Here is an 18,546-nt window from a genome sequence, read left to right as displayed (position 1 = left end):
TGGAGAGGACTAGGCCGTTGCTTTGACCACCTTCAGGGTTTGTAGGCGCACATCCTCTGGGCCGTTGATAAAGCCGCCTGCCTCATGCACCAACAGCAGATAGTTCACCGCCTCTTGAGTCACCTCTTCTCCCGGCACCAAAATCGGGATCCCAGGTGGATAGGGGGAGATGATCTCGGCGCAGATATGGCCCACTGCTTCTTGGAAAGGCACCCGCTGAATGGGAGCAAAAAAAGCCTCCCGGGGTGATAGCCGTTGTGGTGGCAAGCAAGGACGGGGCAGTTGTGCCAGCCGCTGCATTTTTTCCATTGCCGCTCTGGATGGGCGGGATCCCTGAAAATGTTGCGACAGGGCGGCGAAACTTTCCACCAGGCGGTCAATGTCTCGCTGGGTATTGCCGATGCTGACAATGAAGACCACATTGTGCAGGGTGGACATCTCCGGCTGCACGTGGAAGTGATCGTTAACCCAGTCGTGAGCGTCGAAGCCAAAGAGGCCCAGCCCCGACACCGTCACGGTCAAGCGGGTGCGATCCAAATCGAAAAAGCCGGGAGTGGAGCCAATGCGTTCCGGGCCAAAACAGAAGATCCCGGAAATACGGTTGAGGCGGGCGCGGGCCTGATCCGCCAAAGCCAAGGCTTGGCCCAGCAGGGCTTCTCCCTCCAGTGCCATCTGCCGCCGTGCCACATCCAGCGACATCATCAGCACATAGCTGGGACTGGTCGATTGCAGCAGTTGCAGAATGTTGCGCACCCGGTTGGGGTCAATACGGGATCCCTGCAGGTGGAGCAGCGAGGCTTGCGTCATGCCGGAGATCACCTTGTGGGTGGACTGCACCACCAGATCGGCTCCGGCTTCCAAGGCCGAAATGGGCAATTCCGAATGAAACCCAAAATGGGGCCCGTGGGCCTCGTCCACCAATAGCGGTAGGCCATGGGCATGGGCGATGGAGGCCAAAGCCTGCACATCGCAGCAGACCCCGTAGTAGGTGGGGCTGACCACCAAAACGCCTTTGGCATCGGGATGCTCCGCCAAGGCCCCCTCCAAACCGGCTGGGGTAATCCCGTGGGCAATGCCCAGCTCCAAGTCAAAATCTGGCTCAATGTAGACGGGCACGGCCCCAGAGAGGATCACGCCGGCGATGGCCGACTTGTGACAGTTGCGCGGTAGTAGGATCTTGTCCCCTGGGTCGCACACCGCCATCACCAGGGTTTCTACGCCACAAGTGGAGCCGTTGACCAAAAACCAACTGCGATCGGCGCCGTAGGCCGCTGCGGCTAGCTCCTGCGCCTCCCGGATCACGCCGTCGGGATCGTGGAGGTTGTCCACCTCTGGCAGCTCCGTCAGATCCGCTCGGAAGACGTTTTCTCCTAAAAACTCCCGCAAATCGGTGGCGATCCCCCGTCCCTGTTTGTGGCCTGGCGTATGAAAAGGAGCCTTATCCAAGCTGCAATAGTGGCGGATGGCCTCAAACAGAGGTGCTCGCTCCTGGGCTTTGCGATCCAGCGAGCGCAAGCAACGAGAGGTTTTGGACAGATTGGACAGAACCACAGACCACTCCTCAACACACCAGGTGGGCATTTTGTGATTATCCATCCCAATGGAGGCTAAGTCCACCGCTGGCGCTTTTCCTGCTAGCCTGGGTTTTCAGGTGGCCTTTCTTCCTCTCCTGTATGTTTGAAAAACTGCCCTTCCCCCTGAGCACTCTCGTGTTGCTGGCCGGCGTTGCCGCCACGGCTTGGGGCTTTGCCCACTACAACGATCCCACCCTCAATCTCATTGGCCTGTTTGCCGGGATCCCCTTGCTGTTGGGAGGGGTGACCATGAAGGTAGTGGAACTCAAGCCGGTACCTGCCCTGGCCGCCCCTTCTCTCGAGGTGATCCAAGCCCGCGCCCAGCAGGCCACGGAAATTCAAAAGCAAGTCCGCGCCGATATCACCAAATATAGCTACGGGGCTAATGCCCACCTGGAAGATGCCCTGGAGTTTCTGGGTCTGCGCGGCCCTCTGGAAGCAGATCTGCCCAAGGTGAGAGGGTACAGAGAAGAGCTGCGAGATGGCCGGTATACCTTGGTGCTTCTGTTCGATTCCCCCAAGGTTCCCTTCCAACAATGGCAGGAAAGCTACCAGAAAAAAATGCAAGGCTTCTTTGGCCGAGATGTGGAGGTGCAACTGGGGCAGCCCCAAGAAAATCAGGTGGAATTGGCGCTTGTTGCCCGAGGTGGATCCCAGGCCACTTGAAGAAGCCATTAGCTGCTGAATGCAACTCAACGGATCCCGAAGCTAATGCAGCCAGTAACTCAGGACTGTCGAGAGTTAACTCATGAGGGGTGTGGGGAGCTATGGGTCCTGCGCTGTGCCTATAGTATCAGTGTTGGGAGGATGTCACGAAACTTGGCAGTTCGGCATAACCCTATTTTACGGATTGGGAATTTTACGGATTGGGAGGAAGACCAAAAGCAACATTATCATCCATAATGTAGGGCGTTAGCATGAAGACCACCTCATTGCGCTCGTTGCTCACACTCTGAGAGCGGAACAAAGCACCCAAAAGAGGCAAGTCGCCTAGGAAAGGCACTTTTTGAACGTCAACGATGTCCCTGTCTTGAATGAGGCCAGCAATAATAAAGGTTTGCCCATCTCTTAACCTGAGCTGAGATGCTTCCAGCCGCCTCCTGTCAATATTGAAAAGTAGAATGCCTGCAAAGTCTCCGCTTGCCAATATTTGACTGGGTACAGGAATAGAAATTTCCGGCTGAATGGTCAGGGTAACAAACCCATTGTCATCTATTCTAACTTCTGAGACGTCAAGGATAACCCCAGCATCCTCTCGCTGCAAACGCTGAGTAACAACTGGAGGCTGGTTTTCGCCCTGGGGTATGGTGATGGTTTCAACGTTAACAGGCACGCTGGTTGCAATGCTAATTCGACTGGATCCGCCATCTGCCACCACAACTTTGGGGTCAGTTAGAATTTTTCCAGTTCCATTTCGTATTGCAGACTGCACTCTTAGAGCCAAAGACTGCTGCAGCCGGTTGAGAGTGTTAAATATTCCCGTGATGGATCCTGATGGGCCTGCAGGGCCGATAGAGCTTACCGAGGATCCCGCAGGTTGATTGAGCGGTTGACCACCAAAATTGGCGTCCCCTAAAGTTCCGACAGCAAAGTTGCCAGAAGCTCCCCCTAGGTTGATCGAAAGGCTCTCGTTGTTATTTAGCCGAATATCAACTGCCCTCAGCGAAATCAAAACCTGTCGCCGACGCACATCCAATTGGGCAATCTGAGCAGCCGCGATGTCCTGCTGCCGCGAGTTGCCGATCACCGTAATGGAGTTGGTGCGCTCGTCCACAACGAATTGGGCACCGGGAGCAACGGCGTTCAAAACTCCTTCCAGCCGACTGGCCAAATCGGTGGCGACTGCCTGATTCACGCGGTAATTGCGCACCAGGATCCCAGTCACCCCTGGCAGGTTTTGTCCAACAAATACGGTTTGGCCCCTTCGCTGGGCCTGCAACTGTTTTAGCCGCAAGATAAAGTTGAATGTCTCCTGTAAGGGCGAGTCTTGCACATCCAGAGAGATGGTTAGATCGGGTGGGACGTCGTTGAGCACCACATTCAACCCTGCTCGCCGCACCAACAAGCTCAGCACATCGCCCACAGGAGCATCTTTCAAGGTCAAGCTAATCCTGGCATTGGATCCGAGATCCACTGTAGGTGGATCAGGCAGGATTGTGCCAACGGCAATATCGCCAGCAGGAGGAGCCACAGCTCTCCCCTGAAAAGGAGATTCGGTGGGCAAACTTCCCGGCGGCAATTGAGGTTGGTTGAGCTGGCCCACAGGGGGGACCTGAGAAATCACGGGTGCAGCAGGAACAGCAGGTGCAGGAGGAGCCGCTTGAGTTGTCTGCGGAGGGGCAGGGTTTTGAGCGACCGGTTGGGAGGCAGGGGCAGGAGCTGCGGGCTGAGGAACAGGAGCCACGGGCTGAGGTCGGTTTAGTGACGCCGGTTGGCCGGGCGCTACTGGGTTGGACGAGGGTTGAGGGGGAACCGCCGCTAGGGGAGCCAGTGGGGCAGAGGGTAGGCCCTCAAAGTCGAAGACCAACTGCGTCGGGCTGCGCCGAGCCAGCAAGCCTTGGGGAGCTGCGGCCACACCGGCTATTTCTATCCGCACGCTGTCGTTGCTCAACTGGCGGGCCTCAATGAAGCGCACCCCTGGTAGGGGAGACTCTTGGCGATAGCGGCCCTGGCTTCCGCTCAATTGAGCATTGGTGATGTCCCCGATCCAAGATTGTCCCTGCTGGGTAAAGAACACCTGTGGGCGAGCGCCCCCTTCGGTGTTGATCTCCAACTGCATGCGGTTGCCGTTGGGCACCAGGCGGATATCTGTGATGCGGCTGAGGCGTTGCGGGTTTGCGGAGGTCAACTGTTGAGCGGCTGCCTCATTGACCCGGCTTTCTAAGGCCAATGGGGGCAGGGACAGGATCAAGCCCAACGCACACCCATAAGCAACTCGACGGTTCATCATCCTCACACCTCACTCCTTCACCCAGTCGTATTCTTGCTTCACCTCGCCACGGGTGCCTTTGGCCTCGTTCACCCCGTACTTCCCTAATCAAAGCCGAAATCTCGGACTTTGCCACTACCTGTAGCCGTTTCGGAAGAAATTTTTCCCAGATCTTCGATTCGGCAACACTATCCGTGCTGAACCGGCGGTTGTTCCCGTCTTCTGAAAACCAGAGGGGATCCCGCACTGGCAGGATCCCCCCCTGAGTCAAGGCATGGCTGGGCTACTGACCAGGTGCCGTTTGCCCTTCAGGTGGAGGAGCAGTGCCCAACGGAACGTCTTTGTTGTAGATGTAGGCAATCAAATCAAAAGCAGCGTCCAGTTCCCCTGTGTCTTGAACAGGATTTAAGCTGATGTTGCTCACCCGGAACAGCGTGCGCAGACGTTCTATATCTCCCATCAGATTGATCAGCTCCGTATAGGGGCCACGCAGAGCGACACGGGTGGTCTGCACTTGGATGGCGGGAGCGATGATCCCAGGCACTTCCGGATTGGCCGAAGACGCTGGAGTCAGTGGAGAAGGGCTAAAGCTGCGCAGCTCGCTGTTGGGCTGCCCCTGCACCAGCCGGTTGAGATCCAGCAGTTGTGTGTCGGCATTCTCGGGGGTGGAGAGCAGGGCACTGATCTGTTCCCGCTCCACGCGAGCTCTCTCGACCTGATTGGGCACATCTTGCAAACTGGCAATCTGGCTCTTTATGTCCTGCAACTGGGTGGTTTTGTTGGCTACCTCCCTTTCCAAAGCCTGTACCTCCTCGATCAAGGGGCGAAGTTGGGTGAAGGCCAGAAACCCCGCCGCGGCTAACCCTGTGATCCCGATCAAAAGACCAATTCGAATGGGGGTCAGCTCCACGCCCAGCAGTACCGGCGGCCCTGCCGGGGGAACCACCAGTTGTTCGTCGGGAAAACCTTCAACCGATCCAGTCATCAGTTCGCCTCCACTCGACGCAAAATGCGGATCTTTTCAACCAAGCCTATCGCTCCCCGCTGCTCCAGCTCGCGGGTAAATTCTGGGTCGGGATCCCCCAGGGTACGGATGGTTACGGTTATGCCGTAGGTGACGCTGGGCTCGGTTAGGTTTGTGCCGTCCACCCGGGAGCTGCTGTTCAGGACGGCGCTGGTAACAAAGTTGGAATCCAGCAGGGTGAGCAAAAAGTCGTTCACCAGGGGAAAGTCCAGCGCCCCTCCTTGGATATTGACGGTATCCCCGGAAGCGCTGATGTTGGTTATCCATACCCCCTGGCCGGGGATCTTGCGCCGCAGCTCTTCCAAGATGGCCGACCAAGGCTGGACCGATCTCAGAAAGGAGCGGAACCCTTCCGTTTGGGCGCGAATGGTTTGCAGCTCTTGATTGGCATTCTGCAGCTGGGACAACTCAGCATTGGCTGTGCTGAGCTCACTGTCAAGGCGAGCCCGCTCCGCCCTCAAGGTTTCTCTCTGGCGGGAAAAGCTGTCTTGGAAATACCAAAAAGCTCCCATCGCTACAGCAGCAACAGCAACCCCCAGGCCAATGGCCGGGATCCAATTCTGGGATCCCTCTGCAGCCTCAGCTGCGACTACTGCTTCCCCACCTGTTCGAGCTGTGGTGAGGACATCCGGCCTTTCTTTGAGGAAATTGATCTCCGGTGTGTACATCTCTTTAACCGCCTTGTGCGCTATTCCATCGGTTGGGCGAGCTTGCGCTGCCTGCTGCCGCTACTTGGTGTCTTCCCGCAGCGCCAACCCCAGGGCCACTCCCATTGCTGGGCGTTCCTCCAGGGGCAGTTCCACTGAATCCGGCACGACAATGTTGCCAAAGGGATCCGCCAACTCCACCGCCACGCTCAACGACTGAGATAAGAAGCCGTCGATTTGGCCGATGCTTGCCCCAGTTCCGGCCAGCAGTACTTTCACCACAGGCGAGCTGCTTTCTGTGCTCGTAAAGAAGTCGATGGAGCGCTTCAGTTCATCCGCCAAATCGGAGACAACGCGCGTTACTGCTGCTACACCGGGATTGCTGGGCGCTGGCTGTTCTCCCGTGGCCAAAATATCGGTGGGGTTGAGTAAGGGTAGCCTCAGAGTTCGCAACAGGTCGCCGGTGCGGCTAACCGGCAAATTCAGGGACTGGGCCAGCACCTGCCGCATGTGGATGGTGCCGATGTTGACGGTGCGGGTAAATTGTGGGATCCCGTTCACCAAAATGCTGATCTCGCTGCTGTCGTAGCCGATGGAGCTGAGCAACACGGCCTCTTGGGGGCCGTACTGGGTTAGCTGATCGCGGATGGTGCGAATGAGGGAGAAGCTGGCCAGCTCCACACAGCGCACCTGCAAGTTAGCCGCCTGCAGCACCTCTAGATAGTTGTCCACCACCTCTTTGGGGATGGCCACCAGCAAGACTTCGATGCGCTCAATGCCATCCTGGGAAAGATCGAGACCCAAGGGTTGGTAATCGACATCCGCCTGATCCCGCGGATAGGGAATGTAAAGTTCGGCCTCCTGCTCCAAAACCACCCGGCGCAGCTCATCGGCGGGCAGGTCGGCAGGCAGGCGAATGAGACGAACGATGGCCTCCCTTACGGGCACTGCTGTGGCTGCCGGCAGGTTGGTGGGTACCTTGTTTTCATTGAGCAAATTCATCAGGATCAAGCCAACTGTGCTCGGATCGAGGATGCGCCCTTCGACCATCGCCCCTTCTGGCATGTCCACGCTGTGGTAGTGGGCCAGACGATAGCGACCATTGCCCTGCTTTTTCAGTTGGGCAACGGCGATGCGCTCGGGGTTGATGTCCACCCCAAGCATGGTTCGGGTTTTGGAGCCACCGAGAAAGCTAAACACGCCGGGAAACCCCGCCCTTTGCGCTACTGCTAGAGGCATACTACCCAATTTGTAGGTGGGTTACCACTGTTCGCCATTGGCCGCGGGGAAATCCTTGTCTGGGCCGATCCCTCCCTGCCAGCCGCAAGTGCAGGGCTTGCGCGGTGTTGAGCGGTGTTGGAAATTCGCTTGACTCAACGGGTCTGTTGCCGCGCCCACTCACGGAACTGTTGTAACCGCTCACAACCCTTCTTCCTCGAGGGCCTGGACGTTTTGCACAATCCGGGAGAGCTCGTTTTTCTCATCCACATTGATGCGGGTCGGGGATCCGCTGATGATGCGCTCGTAGCCCCGGAAGGAATCGCGGATTTGGATGCCTGCGTTGGAGATCAGGTACTCGCGGATCCCTTTGTCGTGCCAGGATCCCCGCATTTTGAAGACGTTGAGGGCGCGGGCCATCTCTCCGCGGATCTCCACGTATTGCAGCAGGATAATCGTGTCGGTGATGGTGGAGATGTGGGATTCGGTGATGGAATGGGATCCCATGAATTGGTCGGTGGTGTTGGTGAAAAAGCCGGTGATCTCCTCCTGCTTGGCCAGGCCAGTTACCCCGATTACAAACTGGCGGAAGGCATTTTGGCTCACTCCCCGCGCCAGGGCTGACAGGGAGTCGATGGCCATGCGGGAGGGCTTGAAGGCCATCATCTCGGTTTTGATCTTCTGCAGGTGGTCTTCCAGGCCGGCAGATTCTGGGTAGGCGCAGATGATCTTGAGGAGGCCCTGCCGCTCGAACTCTTCCAGGTCAATGCCCCAGGAGGAGGCGTTGCGGGACAGCTGCGCCCGCGACTCTTCGTAGGCAAAGAGAATGCAGCGTTCCCCATCCAGGCAGCCCCGCTCCAGGAATTTGCTCACCAGCGAGGTTTTGCCCGTGCCGGTGGCGCCGGTGGCCAAAATAATCGAGTCTTTGAAGAAGCCGCCGCCGCACATTTCGTCCAGCTTCTCGATGCCGGAGGAGACCCGCACGTTGGAGGAGCGCTGGGTCAGTTGCATGGCTCCCAAGGGGAAGATGTTGATCCCGTCGTTGGTGATGGTGAAGGGATATTCCCCCTTCATGTGGGTGGTGCCCCGCAGCTTCAAGATCTCGATGGTGCGCCGCCGTTTCTCTCCCTCCAGGATGTTGCGCAGGATCACCACGTTATCGGAGACGAATTCCTCTACGCCGTAGCGGGCGATGGGACCATACTCGTCGGTGCGCTCCGTGGTCATGACGGTGGTGACGTTGGCCTGCTTGAGGCGGGCCGTCAGGCGGAACAGCTCCCGCCGCACCACACCGGCAGGGTCGTATTGCTGAAAGATGGCTGTCACTGAGTCGATGGAGACCCGCTTGGCTTTGTATTTGCGAATGGCGTACTGGATGCGCTCGATGAGGGCCGACAAATCAAAGTTGCCGCTCACCTCATAGCCTTCGGGATCGGGGGAGGCATCCAGGATAAACAGTTGGCCCCTGTCGATGAGGGCCTGCAGATCCCAGCCAAAGCTGGAGGCATTGCGAATGATATCGGCGGGGGTTTCCTCAAAGGTGACGAAGATCCCCGGCTCTTGATACTTCACAATGCCGTTGTAGAGGAACTGCATGGCAAACAGGGTTTTGCCGGTGCCGGAGGTGCCGCTGACCAAGGTGGTGCGTCCCAGGGGTAGCCCACCGTGACTGATGTCTTCAAAGCCCTCGATGCCCGTCTGTTTTTTGGGGATCCCTCGCAGCTCTGAGAGATCCGCCCGGTGGTTGTCTGGGGTTGGTTCGGTGGAGTCCTCTGCGGTGTTATCTTGTGGCTTTTCTGGCTCAGAAGGCCCCAATGACTGGTTCATCCCACTCTCCTTGCTCCTGCAGCCTGTCTCAAGCCTCTTCGTCCAATTCTTCGTAGAGCAGATCCAGGCCGATGAGCACTTTCTCGCGGTTGGACAGATCGCCAATAATCTTCCGCACCGGTGGCGGCAGGATTTTGGCCAAGGTCGGCGTTGCCAAGATCTTATCTTCCTCTGCCAGTTGCGGATTTTTCAAGACATCGATCACCTTCAGGCTGTACACGCCGCGGAACTCCTTTTCCAAGATGTCTTGCAAGGTGCTGAGGGCACGCAGAGAATTGGGGGTGTTGCCCGCCACGTAGAGCTTGAGAACATAGGCTTTGCGAGTGGACATAATCAGGGATCCCTTGGAGCGGTTTTGGGAATGGAGCGGCGGTACATTTCGCTCAGGTGGGCCATCACATCGATCAGGGTAAGGCGGTAATCCAGCAGGATCTCTTCGCTGCGGCCTTCCAGCTTCAATTGTTTGGCAAAGTCTTCCATCAAGTTCATGTGCAGCTCCAGCAGTTGAGCAGCGCCGATATCGGCAAAAAAGGCCAAGGCCACCAGCTCGTCGATGCGGGCATTGACGGTCTCGGGAGATTGAAAATAGTCCAAGACGATTGCCTGGTAAAGGTTACGCAGCCGTCGCATGAGGGCTTGCTGCTCGTGGGGCGGGAGGCGACGGTAAAACAGCTCTGGGTCACGATGATAGTACACTCCGGCGTAGCCCAGCCGTTCCCGCAATTTCTCCGCCAGCCGTCGCTGTTGTTGGTTGCTGTAGGCCAGGTAGGGCTGATCGCTGGGATGCACTGGGCCCTGCGGGAGGCCGCAGGTGGGAGACATCTGCAGAAACAAGGCGATGGCCCGATCCACCAGCAGCTCCAAGACGGAAGGGGATCCCGAAGCGGTACAGTCGGCCCGCACCTGCCCCTTCAGCTCCTGTGGCGAAATGGGACGGACGAGGGTGGCGTTGTGGTAGAAAAACTGCTCTCGCTTGAGCAATGCTTTCACCAAAGATGAGGTGGCAGGGATCTCTCCTTCCGTCTCCGGTGTTTCCTTTTGCAGGTGGGATTCTTCCAGCACAATCGCCAACACCGTCGGCAGCAGCAGTCCCCACGCGCAGAGCTGATTGCCCAGATCGTGCAGCTCTTGCAGCCGAGTGGGATCCACCAGGAGCACCAAGCAATCGACATGGCCGTCTTGTCTCCTGAGAGCCTCTAGGAAGGTAGCTTGATCCTGAAAACACTCGACAACAAAGCGTTCAGGGGGTAGCCAGTCCTCGCAAGCTAGGGGCTCTCCTGCTGGCGGCTCCCAATCCAGCAACAGGTTGATGCGCAGTGGATGGGTGTCAGGCAACAAGACAAAGGATGAAGATATATTTCCTATCTTAAATCTGACCGGGATCCGCGCTCACCGGCCAGAGGAAAAGAGCGGGAGAAAAACCTAAACTAGGGGTGAGTGAGCTGCTGCCGAGATCCCTATGGTGCCCCTGATCATCGACTGTGACCCTGGCCAAGACGATGCGGTGGCTCTGCTGCTGGCTATGGCGTCGCCAGAAGAGCTGCAATTGCTGGGCATTACCACGGTGGCTGGCAATGTCTCCTTGGACAAAACCAGCTGCAATGCTCGACAGATCTGTGAATTGGCCGGTCAGCCGCAGATGGGGGTGTATGCTGGCTGCCCCCGACCTCTCTTGCGCCCTCTGGAAACCGCCGAGCAGGTGCATGGCAAAACCGGGATCGACGGAGCGGATCTGCCGGAGCCCCAGATGCCTTTGGGATCCCAGCATGCAGTGCCCTATCTCATCGAGACGCTGATGGCTGCCCCTGAGCCGGTTACCTTGGCTTTGCTGGGCCCGATGACCAACTTGGCAGTGGCCCTGGTGCAGCAGCCCCGGATTGTGGAGCGCATCCAGCGGCTGGTGTTTATGGGGGGATCCGCCTTTGAGGGGAATGTTACCCCGGCAGCCGAGTTCAACATCCTCACCGATCCCCACGCCGCCCAGATCGTGCTCAGCGCCGGGATCCCGGAGGTGGTGATGCTGGGCTTGCACGTCACCCAACAGGTCCTCAGCACGCCGGAGCGGATTGAGCGCATCCGCGCCCTGGGCACCCGCGTTGGGCAGACGGTGGCCAATATGCTCACCTTTTACGGTAAGGTCGACGTAGAACGCTACGGGCTACCGGGAGGGCCATTGCACGACCCTTGTGTGATTGCCTATCTGTTACAGCCGCAGTTGTTCGAGCTCAAGCCCTGCTACGTCGAGGTGGAAACGGCTAGCCCCTTGAACCTGGGCCGGACGGTGGTGGATCGCTGGGGATCCAGTGGCCGCCCTGCCAATGTTCAGGTGGCTTTTGGGGTGGATGCCCAGGGGTTTTACCACCTGCTCACCGAGCGCCTGGGCCGTTACCGATAATTCTGATAGTTCTGATCCTTGAGGCCAGATCCGAAGGTGGAGAATCCCAGCGCCGTCCAACGTGCCAAGCTGGAGTGGGTGAACCTGCCCACCGCCGTCACCCTGCTGCGGCTGGCAGGGATCCCTTTTGTTTTGCTGGGCCTGAGCCTGCGATCCCCACTGGGGGAGAGGTTGGCCCTCTGGGCGTTCCTGTTGGCGGCGGCAACCGATTGGCTGGATGGCCATTTGGCCCGCCGTTATGGCTTGGTAACCGATATGGGCAAGTTTTTGGATCCTCTGGTGGATAAGCTGCTGGTGTTGGCGCCGCTGCTGGGCCTGCTGGAACTGGGGCGGATCCCCGCTTGGGGCGTGTTTTTGCTGGTGGGGCGGGAGCTGGCCATCGCCGGCTGGCGGGTCAACCAAAGCCAAATCCGCGGTGCCAATTTCTGGGGCAAAGCCAAGACGGTAACCCAAATCCTGGCCATTGCTTTGCTGATTTTGGGGTGGCCGGGAGGGATCCCTTGTTTTTGGGTGGCGGTGGTTCTCACCCTGATCTCGGGCCTGACCTACCTGCACACCGATCATCCCCATCATGCGCAGTCACCCGGCAGGCCATAGCCCTTGTCAGATCCCCCCGCCCCTCGCCGACAGAGGAGACACCCCACCTGAGCAGCGCATCCTCGGCCTAGATCCAGGTCTGGGAACCATGGGTTTTGGTTGCATTCTGGCGGGATCTGCGGGGTTGAAACCTGTGGATTATGGGGTGATCAGCACCCCCAGCCAACACTCGATGCCGGAGCGGCTGCAAACGCTGCACGAGGATTTGAGCCAGTTGCTGCGCCAACTGCGCCCGCATCAGGTGGGGCTGGAAAAACTTTTTTTCTACAAAATGGGCAATACCATTGCCATCGCCCAAGCCCGTGGCGTGATCCTGCTCACCTTGGCCCAGCATCATCTGTTGCCGGTGGAGTTTACGCCCGCCCAAGTCAAGCAAAGTTTGACAGGCTACGGACGCGCCGACAAGCAGGCTGTACAAGCTGCCGTGGCCCGGGAACTCAACCTGCCCAGCTTGCCCCGCCCGGATGATGCCGCCGATGCCTTGGCGATTGCCATCACAGTCTGGCACCACCGCTTCTCTTGAGGGATCCCCTCCCTGTCAATCCCCTACCTTTAGCAGAGATAAAGATTGGCCAATAAAGATGGGCTAGACTCAGTACAGCGAGAAGCACAAGCCCTATGCCTTCTTCTTCCGTGGATGTTCGCGAGCTACCGCTGTTTCCCTTGCCGGAGGTGGTGCTGTTTCCGGGCCGACCTCTGCCGCTGCACATTTTCGAGTACCGCTACCGCATGATGATCAACACCATTCTGGAGACGGATCGCCGCTTTGGGGTGCTGATGTTCAATCCCCAGACGGGATCCCCAGTGCGGGTGGGCTGTTGTGCTGAGGTGTTGCAGGTGCAGCGATTGCCGGATGACCGCATGGACATTTTGACCTTGGGGCAGCAGCGCTTCCGCGTCTTGGATTACGTGCGGGAAAAACCCTTCCGGGTGGGGCTGGTGGAATGGATTGAGGATGAGCCGACCACCCCTTCCGATGACCTGCAGAGCTGGGTGCGCCAGGTTACCACTCTCCTTCAAGATGTGGTGCGTCTCTCGGGCAAGCTAATGGAGCGGGATGCACAGTTGCCGGAGCAGCTCCCCACCACCCCCATAGAACTGTCCTACTGGGTGGCTAGCCACTTCCATGGGGCCCCCCAAGAGCAGCAAGCTCTGCTGGAAATGGTCAGTACCGAAAGGCGGCTGCGCCGGGAAGCCGAAATTCTCGAGTCCACCCGCAAGCACTTGGCCGCCCGCACGGCCCTCAAGGATCTGTTCACGGAAATTTCCTGAGGTTCCTGTCAGTTGGTCAGGTCTGCTCCCATCTGTTCTGGTGGCTCTTGTGGACCTTTCCAGAGAGTGCCCTTTGCCTTTCTCGACCAGGCAGAGCAGAATGCTTCCCCCGGAAAGGTTGGGTATTTCTTGAGGATCCCTTCCCCGTTTTTCATGGCCTACGCTCGCCGCTACTTGCGCTTTCCCTCTCAGATCTTGGGCCGGGAAATGGAGATGCTCCACTTTGGGCATCACGGCTACCCGCTGATCTGTCTGCCCACCAGCAACGGGCGTTTTTTTGACGTGGAAGATCGCGGCATCATCGCCAGCCTCAGCCATCATCTGGAGCAGGGCTATTTGCAGGCTTTTTGCGTGGAAACCCTGGATTGGGAGACCTTGTTCAACCGCCAGCTGGACTTGCCCCAACGGCGGGAGCGTTGGCTGTTGTTGGAGCAGCACTGGGTAGAAGAGCTGATCCCCTACGCCAAGGCCGAGGCGCAAAATGAGTTTCTGGTGGTGGCTGGGTTTTCCCTGGGAGCTACCCATGCTGTCAACCTCACCTGTCGGCATCCCGGCCTAGTGCGCCGTTGTTTGGCTCTGGGGGGGCCCTACGATGTGGCCGCTCTCGGCTCTGTCACCGGCTGGGATCCCCAACAGGCAGAGCAAGAGCTGTATTTCATCAACCCGCTGGCCTATATGTCCAACATGAGCCGGCAACTCTGGGATCAGTTGGGCGGGCGCAACACCGAGCTGAAGTTGCTCACCGCTCGCCGCGACCACTGCCTCAGCGACAACCTGCGCCTGGCAGAAGTGCTCAGCCGCAACGACATCCCCCATCAACTGGAGGTATGGGAGGGGGATCACGACTGGCCCACTTGGCAAGCGCAAATCCGCGCCTTCGCGTAGGATCCCTTGCAGGGAATAGCTTTTGAGAGAGCTTTGATGATTGAAGACTATTGGGTTGGCAGCCTGCACTTCAGCGAGCCTTTTGGGGACGATACTCTGGCCCGCCTCAACGCACTTCCCCCTATTCAAGCTCGCAACGGCCAAACTTACAAGATCCGGGCCGAACATGTCACCATTCACGAGGTGAACCTGGATTACCGCACCAAGTATCGCCTGATCCTGGATCGTTTCAGCTACCTTTACCCCCAAGCCATCGGCCTGTTCATGGGCTTTGCCTTTCGGGGGGTTTACCTCATCAACAACCCCTTTAGCTTTTATTACTACCTGCGCAACAAAGATGCTGCCTACATGGTGGTCAAAGAGCTGGGGATCTCCATCCCCAAAACTTACATTCTGCCCCCTAAAGAAGCCCCCGCATTGAAAGCAGAGGACTTTAAGTATCACAAGTTTTTCGATTGGCAGGGGATGGCGGAAGATCTGGGCTGGCCAATTGTGATTAAGCCGGCGGAGGGGCGAGAGGCCATTGGAGTAGAAATAGCCCACAACATGGAGCAGCTCCTCTATTTTTACGACCGCTCTGGATCTCAGGTGATGATGATCCAAGAGAAGGTCAAAACCCCTTACCCTTGGCAGATTCGCGCCCTCTGCATTGGCCGAAAGATCATTCCGATCAAGTATATCTTTCGCAAGTTCGATGCCAGCGAGTATCTGTTCGATCCAGAATTTCTCACGCCGGAAATGGGCCAGAAAGTCATCAATACCTGTCGGATTATCAATCGAGTTTTGGGCTATGAAATGAACTCGGTGGAGCTATTTATCGACGAGCAGGGAGAGCTCCAGGCCATCGACTTTAACAATCCGGTGCCCGATGGGCGGCTCAAGGCTTTGGGAGAGATCTTCTACAACGATTACCAGCAGGCCCTTTGCGATTTGGTCTTGGACATCGTGCGGGAACAGCGTCCTTTCGACTTCCTGCCCCCAGATATCAACCGCTTTGCCCACATTGCCCGACGGGCCGATCTCACCCGCGAGCAGAAGTTTCAGATGGCTCTGGATTTGGCCAACCGTTACTACGAGCCCAGGGATCCCGATTAAAATCAAACCAGAACCCAAAAGTGTGGTTTTCCGCCGGAGAAGTTGTGGACGGGCAAAGGAGCAGCAGCGTGGTTTCCGACCCCGTTTCAGGGTGGTACGTGATCAAGCAGGCGCAGGGATCCTGCCAGGTGCTGCATTTGGCGGCGGGGGATCCCCTCTTGAGTCGGCAAGAGCATTGGGGGCCTTTTCCCGGCCAAGCTGAGGCAATTGCACGGCGGGTTGATCTGATCCAGGCAGGCAAATGTCAACCGGGTTGAAATGGCGCTGGTGCCACGATATTCGCGAGATCCCGGCAGTGGCCTGGCACGCTTTGCAAACGGAGCGCACCTCTCCTTTTTTGGAATACGAATGGTTGCACAGCCTAGAGAGCTCAGGTTGTGCCAGCCGCAGGACAGGGTGGCTGCCCTGTCACCTGTTGGTGGAGGCGGACGGCCAGTTGGTTGCTGCTGCCCCCTTGTATTTGAAAAGCCACAGCCAGGGGGAGTTTGTCTTTGACCAAGAATGGGCTGCAGTTGCCGGCCAATTGGGGGAACGCTACTACCCGAAGTTAATCGGCATGGCCCCCTTCACCCCGGCCACGGGCTATCGCATTCTCGTCCATCCCGAGTATTCAGAAGCAGAGGTGTGGTCGTTGATGCTGGCAGCCATTGACCGGTTTTGCCAAGAGAAGGATATTTCGGTGTTTAGCTTGCTTTACGTAGATCTGGACTGGCGGACTCAATTGGAGTCGGATGGATTTACGCCCCGGATCACCCACAACTACCAGTGGCACAACCCCGGCTACCGCTCTTACGAAGACTTTTTGAGCCAGTTCAATGCCAACCAGCGGCGCAACATCAAGCGAGAGCGGGCTGCAATGGAAAAAAGCGGCCTAGAACTCAAGATTTACACAGGAGAGGAGATCACGCCCCGCCTGTTGTCTCTCATGTACGACTTTTACAGCAACACCTGCGCCCAATTTTGGAACTGGAGCAAATATCTCAATCGCCGCTTTTTCGAGTCTCTCTATCCCAACTATCGGGAGCGAGTTGTGCTGGTGGCCGGGGAACGGAATGCAGAAATTGTGGGGATGTCTTTTTGTATTCGTAAGGGAGATCGCCTGTTCGGGCGCTACTGGGGTTGTCGGGAGGAGGTGAAGTTTTTGCACTTTAACGTTTGCTACTACGAGCCCATTGCCCTCGCCATCCGAGAAGGGATCCGCAACTTTGATCCCGGCGCAGGGGGATCCCATAAGATTCGACGGGGATTTCCGGCCACGCCTGTGTACAGCTACCACCGCTTCTATAGCCGAAGGCTGCAACAGGTTTTGGTGCCCTACCTGAACCGGGTTAACCCTCTCATGTTGGCCGAGCTGGAGAATGTGAATCAAAACGAGGTTCCTTTTCGAGAAGATGTTTTGCCTTCTCTATCTGCTTTGACCAAGGAGTGAACCACTTCATTGGATGGGGTTTTCAATCCCGTAAGCAGTTGGCCGCTGACATGCTTTTTGCCTTGCTACAGCTTTTTCCGGCAATGCTGACTCCAGCCAACACGACCTGACCTATGGTTATAGTTATTTCGAATTTCGGCGAAACAGCCTAATGGAACATCCGATCCCTTCCGGCCTTCCTGATCCCGTTAAACCTGGGGATCTCTTGGCGTTGGAGGTCACGGCCCTGACCCCCCAGGGAGATGGCATTGCCCACACGGTAGGACTTGGACAAGGGCGAGTGGTGTTTGTGTCCCAGGCGGTGCCCGGGGATCAGGTGGTGGCCCAAATAACCGAGATCAAGCGCAACTACTTGGTCGGGCGAATTCGGTCGCTGATTTCTCCCTCTCCCCAACGGGTGCGACCAGCCTGCATTGTGGCGGACAAATGTGGTGGCTGCCAATGGCAACATGTCAGCTATGCCCAGCAGTTGGCCACCAAGCAGCAAATCCTCAGGGATGCACTGGAGCGGATTGGCGGTCTGACTCTGCCGCAGCCTGTCCCTATTTTGGGATCCCAGCAGCCGCTGCGCTATCGGAACAAGGTCACCTACCCCATGGCCAAACCAGAGGGCCAGCCCTTGCGCATGGGCTACTACCAACGGGGCAGCCACCGCCTGGTGAACCTCAACCAATGCCCCGTGCAAGACGAGCGGCTGGATGTGTTCCTGAGGGAAATCAAGCGGGATCTCCAAGAAACGGGCTGGAGTGTCTACGACGAAAGTCGTCACCAAGGTCATCTCCGCCACTTGGGTTTGCGCATCGGTCGCCGTACCCGCGAGGTGCTCCTGACCTTGGTCAGTTGCAGTCGTCGCCTGCCCCATCTGGAAAGCTGGGCCGAACGCTGGATGCAGCGCTACCCTGACCTGGTGGGGGTCTGTCTCAATCTCAACTCGGCCCGCACCAATGCCATCTTCGGCCCGGAGACTGAGGTGATTGCCGGTCGGGGGTCTTTGCGGGAGGAATTTGCCGGTTTTTCCCTCTGGATCGACAGCACCTCTTTCTTCCAGGTCAACACAGAGCAAGCAGAAGCCTTTTTTACCTGGATAGCCGACCAACTGAACCTGCGGGGAGAGGAAACCATCCTGGATGCCTACTGTGGCATCGGCACCTTAACCTTGCTGCTGGCGCAACGGGCGAAACGGGCGATGGGGGTGGAAGCTTTGCCGGAAGCGGTCGCCCAAGCCCGCTACAATGCCCAGTTCAACGGTATCGCCTCAGCCCAATTTTTCCAGGGCACGGTGGAACAGGTTTTGCCGACCCTGCCCCCTGCCGACATTGTGGTGCTGGATCCGCCGCGGCGCGGCTGCGACCGCCAAGTGCTCGAGACCCTAAAGCTGCGACGACCACCACGCATCGTCTACATTAGCTGTCACCCTGCCACTTTGGCGCGAGACTTGCAGATCCTACTGGCAGAGGGATCCTATCGCCTTACCCAATGGCGGGCGGCTGACTTCTTTCCCCAAACCGGGCATGTGGAGGGGGTGGCCTTTTTGGAGCGAGTTTGAAGAGTACGCACCCTGACCAAAAGGCGCGGCAAGCCCCGTCCTTCAGGGCGGGGAAGGATAGCGCCGACCGTAGCCGACGCCCTTTAAAAACGCAGTGTCGGCCATGTG

18 protein-coding genes are annotated in these 18,546 nt (G+C 57.8%); 10 read left to right on the top strand and 8 right to left on the bottom strand.

What is annotated here, in order from left to right:
* Window positions 1–9: 9 nt before the first annotated feature.
* Entirely contained in the window at window positions 10–1,551 is a 1,542-nt protein-coding gene (locus tag ACVWZU_RS03650; protein WP_457443416.1) for an aminotransferase class I/II-fold pyridoxal phosphate-dependent enzyme, read from the bottom strand.
* Between the two features lie 122 nt (window positions 1,552–1,673).
* On the opposite strand from ACVWZU_RS03650, the gene ACVWZU_RS03645 reads away from it, so the two are divergent.
* Window positions 1,674–2,240, top strand: a complete 567-nt coding sequence (locus ACVWZU_RS03645) for a DUF2854 domain-containing protein (protein ID WP_011432137.1) — start codon at window positions 1,674–1,676, stop codon at window positions 2,238–2,240.
* A 193-nt stretch (window positions 2,241–2,433) separates the two neighbouring features.
* On the opposite strand, the gene ACVWZU_RS03640 is transcribed toward ACVWZU_RS03645, so the two are convergent.
* The 7 genes from ACVWZU_RS03640 to ACVWZU_RS03610 all read right to left on the bottom strand — a co-directional run bounded on the left by ACVWZU_RS03640 (window position 2,434) and on the right by ACVWZU_RS03610 (window position 10,557).
* Window positions 2,434–4,524, bottom strand: coding sequence for an AMIN domain-containing protein (locus ACVWZU_RS03640; RefSeq protein WP_457443414.1), 2,091 nt, complete (start codon window positions 4,522–4,524; stop codon window positions 2,434–2,436).
* Between the two features lie 262 nt (window positions 4,525–4,786).
* Window positions 4,787–5,488: a hypothetical protein gene (locus ACVWZU_RS03635; protein WP_011432139.1), complete on the bottom strand. Its 702-nt coding sequence runs from the start codon at window positions 5,486–5,488 to the stop codon at window positions 4,787–4,789.
* Window positions 5,488–6,195: a PilN domain-containing protein gene (locus ACVWZU_RS03630; RefSeq protein WP_457388386.1), complete on the bottom strand. Its 708-nt coding sequence runs from the start codon at window positions 6,193–6,195 to the stop codon at window positions 5,488–5,490. The genes ACVWZU_RS03635 and ACVWZU_RS03630 overlap by 1 nt, the downstream gene beginning before the upstream one ends.
* Before the next feature lie 60 nt (window positions 6,196–6,255).
* Window positions 6,256–7,413 carry a type IV pilus biogenesis protein PilM gene (gene pilM, locus ACVWZU_RS03625; RefSeq protein ID WP_457443412.1) on the bottom strand — a complete coding sequence of 386 codons (1,158 nt, stop codon included), beginning with the start codon at window positions 7,411–7,413 and terminating at the stop codon, window positions 6,256–6,258.
* 180 nt (window positions 7,414–7,593) lie between these two features.
* A complete protein-coding gene (kaiC, locus tag ACVWZU_RS03620) occupies window positions 7,594–9,219 on the bottom strand; it encodes a circadian clock protein KaiC (RefSeq protein WP_011432142.1) in 1,626 nt (541 codons plus the stop codon).
* Window positions 9,220–9,247: 28 nt separating this feature from the next.
* Window positions 9,248–9,550 (bottom strand): circadian clock protein KaiB, encoded by a 303-nt coding sequence (kaiB, locus tag ACVWZU_RS03615; RefSeq protein ID WP_011430723.1) that lies wholly within the window; start codon window positions 9,548–9,550, stop codon window positions 9,248–9,250.
* Between the two features lie 2 nt (window positions 9,551–9,552).
* A complete protein-coding gene (locus ACVWZU_RS03610) occupies window positions 9,553–10,557 on the bottom strand; it encodes a circadian clock protein KaiA (protein WP_457388389.1) in 1,005 nt (334 codons plus the stop codon).
* 121 nt (window positions 10,558–10,678) lie between these two features.
* On the opposite strand from ACVWZU_RS03610, the gene ACVWZU_RS03605 reads away from it, so the two are divergent.
* From ACVWZU_RS03605 to rlmD, 9 genes are all read left to right on the top strand, one after another.
* Window positions 10,679–11,614, top strand: a complete 936-nt coding sequence (locus ACVWZU_RS03605; RefSeq protein WP_457443410.1) for a nucleoside hydrolase — start codon at window positions 10,679–10,681, stop codon at window positions 11,612–11,614.
* A 78-nt stretch (window positions 11,615–11,692) separates the two neighbouring features.
* On the top strand, window positions 11,693–12,211 hold the full coding sequence (gene pgsA / locus ACVWZU_RS03600) for a CDP-diacylglycerol--glycerol-3-phosphate 3-phosphatidyltransferase (RefSeq protein ID WP_414329287.1): 519 nt from the start codon (window positions 11,693–11,695) through the stop codon (window positions 12,209–12,211).
* Window positions 12,186–12,734, top strand: coding sequence for a crossover junction endodeoxyribonuclease RuvC (gene ruvC / locus ACVWZU_RS03595; protein WP_457394499.1), 549 nt, complete (start codon window positions 12,186–12,188; stop codon window positions 12,732–12,734). The genes pgsA and ruvC overlap by 26 nt, the downstream gene beginning before the upstream one ends.
* Before the next feature lie 95 nt (window positions 12,735–12,829).
* The gene (locus ACVWZU_RS03590) at window positions 12,830–13,483 is read left to right on the top strand and encodes an LON peptidase substrate-binding domain-containing protein (RefSeq protein WP_011432147.1); all 654 of its coding nucleotides are present in this window, start codon (window positions 12,830–12,832) and stop codon (window positions 13,481–13,483) included.
* A gap of 129 nt (window positions 13,484–13,612) precedes the next feature.
* A complete protein-coding gene (locus tag ACVWZU_RS03585) occupies window positions 13,613–14,368 on the top strand; it encodes an alpha/beta hydrolase-fold protein (RefSeq protein ID WP_457443408.1) in 756 nt (251 codons plus the stop codon).
* A 36-nt stretch (window positions 14,369–14,404) separates the two neighbouring features.
* A complete protein-coding gene (locus tag ACVWZU_RS03580) occupies window positions 14,405–15,463 on the top strand; it encodes an ATP-grasp domain-containing protein (RefSeq protein WP_457443406.1) in 1,059 nt (352 codons plus the stop codon).
* A gap of 68 nt (window positions 15,464–15,531) precedes the next feature.
* Window positions 15,532–15,720, top strand: a complete 189-nt coding sequence (locus tag ACVWZU_RS03575; RefSeq protein ID WP_457443404.1) for a DDE transposase family protein — start codon at window positions 15,532–15,534, stop codon at window positions 15,718–15,720.
* The gene (locus ACVWZU_RS03570; protein WP_414329285.1) at window positions 15,705–16,892 is read left to right on the top strand and encodes a GNAT family N-acetyltransferase; all 1,188 of its coding nucleotides are present in this window, start codon (window positions 15,705–15,707) and stop codon (window positions 16,890–16,892) included. Before ACVWZU_RS03575 ends, ACVWZU_RS03570 begins: the two co-directional genes overlap by 16 nt.
* A 151-nt stretch (window positions 16,893–17,043) precedes the next feature.
* On the top strand, window positions 17,044–18,438 hold the full coding sequence (gene rlmD, locus ACVWZU_RS03565) for a 23S rRNA (uracil(1939)-C(5))-methyltransferase RlmD (RefSeq protein ID WP_011432153.1): 1,395 nt from the start codon (window positions 17,044–17,046) through the stop codon (window positions 18,436–18,438).
* Window positions 18,439–18,546: the final 108 nt, after the last annotated feature.

It is taken from the genome of Thermostichus sp. MS-CIW-26 (genome assembly GCF_054059115.1).
The sequence above is the reverse complement of the archived record's forward strand: the minus strand, read 5'-3'. Positions and strand labels throughout refer to the sequence as shown.